Annotated in this window: 2 protein-coding genes and 1 tRNA gene; 2 read left to right on the top strand and 1 reads right to left on the bottom strand. The window is 42.8% G+C overall.

What is annotated here, in order from left to right:
- Nucleotides 1-26 precede the first annotated feature (26 nt).
- Nucleotides 27-103, top strand: a tRNA-Met gene (locus tag ACR0DG_RS21390).
- A gap of 449 nt (nt 104-552) precedes the next feature.
- Nucleotides 553-1,404, top strand: a complete 852-nt coding sequence (locus ACR0DG_RS21385) for a hypothetical protein (RefSeq protein WP_480700542.1) — start codon at nt 553-555, stop codon at nt 1,402-1,404.
- A gap of 177 nt (nt 1,405-1,581) precedes the next feature.
- Here the strand turns inward: ACR0DG_RS21385 and ACR0DG_RS21380 are convergent, their stop codons facing one another.
- A complete protein-coding gene (locus tag ACR0DG_RS21380; protein ID WP_480700544.1) occupies nt 1,582-2,322 on the bottom strand; it encodes a hypothetical protein in 741 nt (246 codons plus the stop codon).
- Nucleotides 2,323-2,827: the final 505 nt, after the last annotated feature.

Genomic DNA, 2,827 nt, shown 5'->3' with positions numbered 1-2,827 from the left:
GAACAGGCGGTAGACCACCAAAGTGTCGCGGGATGGAGCAGCCCGGTAGCTCGTCAGGCTCATAACCTGAAGGTCGTAGGTTCAAATCCTACTCCCGCAACCAAAATTAATTACACAAATACAATATGATAACGCCCCAAGGGGTGCTTCTTGCGTTTGGGGCACCTACACCCGGTGCTACGCTAAAATTAATTAAAAAGGTCACTGAATTAATCGGTGTAACTGCTTAGTTGCGACGGCCCTTGAAAATTATCAAACTTACAGGATTCTCCATCTATTGAGGAAACTATAGAATTTGTGTTGTATTTAGGTTTATGCACGAAAATCATGTGATGCACTTTATAAAATCCTTTGCACATCGCGACTAGTAAATCCAAGTCTGGAAAATCAAACATTTCTTAATACAATAGTGCTTATTTCGAGTGGAATGTTCCGAAAAAGCTGCCGATACGTGCATAGTAATAGGTTTTTTTTTAATCTTTGTGTAAGATTGCGAACAGTAAAAGTGTCGACAAAAATCAGACTTAGTTTTGTTTGCCTACGGAGTAACGAGTGAAACGTTTAGTGCAAGTCACTTTGATTGGACTTCCACTGTCGACAGTGCTGATATTGATCCTTTCAAAACAGGGCTCACTTCTTGAACACATCTCACCGAAGTCATTGTTGTATGTTTCGGTTACTGTTGTTTGTATATTGTGTTTTTGGAATATTGTTGAACGGTATTTTGGGCCAGGCCAAAGCAGCCGGCCTGTTACGATAAGTAGACCTCAATGGCTCACAATAACTCTATTCTTGATTGCGTTTGGGCTTCCAGCGATTGTGATGGCGGGAGTGGTCTCTCAACCATGGTGGAAAGCCGGAGACCTATTAAGGGATCCTTTAAACGTCGTTCAACACCGTTTTGCAAGAACGGGGAGTTTGGAGGATTGTTGTGGCTCAGAAACAGGCGCAATTTCGTTGCTGGGAAATCTATTTACGATGGCTAGCGCAGCAGTTTTCGGATTTGTAGCCATTCAAAGATCACAAAAAGTAGAAACGGTCGATGGTGGTGTTCTGCTATGTTTGATTGGGTTTTCTTTGGCCTTTGTGATGGCATTGGACGACATGTTCATGTTACATGAATCGCATCAAAGAAAATTCGTTACGTTCTATGCCACAGTATTGGGCTCGTTGGTTTGTCTTAGTGTCCGATGGCTGAGTTGGCCTGAAAACCGCTTTCTTGCTGCCACTTCTCTGTTTTTCGTTGGATCCATTTTTGTCGATACCGTGCTGGAGCATTCACTTGAATACCATTTAGGCGAGTATCGAGTTGTTATTGAAGACGGGTTAAAACTATTCGGGATGTGCGGTTTACTAGCTTATTCAATTGTGGCAGGTCTTCGACTATCGTCTGCTGGAAACTGAAATTAGTTTAGAATAAATAAATTTCCATTATTTGACCAGACACCTAACCCTCGGTCGCTTTAAGACACTCGTGCAAAACAAAATTGAATGTTCAAAAAAACACCGTTGTTTTTGAATTAAAAACTACAGAAACTTAATAACAATTAGGATGCGATCACGTTAATTAAACGATTGATCTTATTCCTGACTTGCGTCGTGATAGAATTTCAAAATGAAACGTTGCCTTGAGATGAAATCAAAAAGGACGATGTTCATATATGCAATGCCCAGGAGTTCCGTTGATTCTTCGAGAACTGTAAAAAAGTCATATAGGAGATTTTTTTCTACCTTGGTTGCGTAGAACCCACCAATCCCTTCAAGCGCGATGGCACCGAAAAAAAATGTAGCCAATGCAGTAAATAGCCCTCTCGCCAAGTCGCGTGGCAAAGCAAGGAAAAAGGGCACTGAAAGAACCGCGCAGGCTAAAAGCGGTAATAGCATGGCAAGTATCCAACCATGATCTAAGAAATATTCGCGCAATACTGGCGCAGGTATCTTTTCATGTATTTGGCCGACTTCGTCAAAGGCCATTGCGGCCATACCGAAAGCCAATAAAACCCAAATCAGGTTTAGTTTTCTTTTTTTGAGCTTTTGGAAGACAAAATAAACCAATGCTGATAGCTGGGAAGCAGTTACCATTAGAAGGAAGCTAATTGCCGTCGGAATACTGATTTCGTTGTTTAGAATAAATCGGTCCGCTATTTCGATTACAACTCTGCTATTACTATGAGATTTTACTGCCGCCATAGCTACCGAGAGAATTGCTAAAGATGGAATGCCATAGAATATGAATAACCAAAGACACTTGGAAAAAAATGTGAATTCAGCTTCCATAGGTTCGCGCACTGTTTGGTTCTGCACTTCTACTTCTGCTGTCATAGAGAAGAACTTATTTGATTTATTCTGCAAAGTGTCACTTATGAAGATTTGTGTTTTCAGGCTACCATCGACACACAACTTACCAAATTTCCCGGGAAAAAAAGGAAATCTTTCGTTAAACTCTGCTCAGTCTTCTAAAGTGGTTAGGCGGTGGGTCTATCTGGACACAGTTCTCAACATTTGACCTGGTCTCCGCGGTTTCCCTTGTTCTGATTTGGAGTTTGCGCAACCTCTTGAGGGGCCAAGCGAATGCGAAAGAGCTGTTTTTTAGAAGCGCCGATCATCGGAAAAACCTAACAACAGGAAGCGAGGATGCCAACGGCGGAGATGTGCTGCAAGCATGGTCCGGGCCGGGGCGCATTAAATAAACTCACATCCAGGTATGGAGGCACGGAAGTTTCTGGTCTGACCTACCTCCCAAGGCTCTCTCCTTCATAACGAGAGTCTGCGGGTTTGGTTTTCATATTCTCCGTCGTCTGATTGGGCAAGCGCGCCGGGCGCGGAG

This window comes from Ruegeria sp. BG8 (assembly GCF_056538325.1).
The sequence above is the reverse complement of the archived record's forward strand: the minus strand, read 5'-3'. Positions and strand labels throughout refer to the sequence as shown.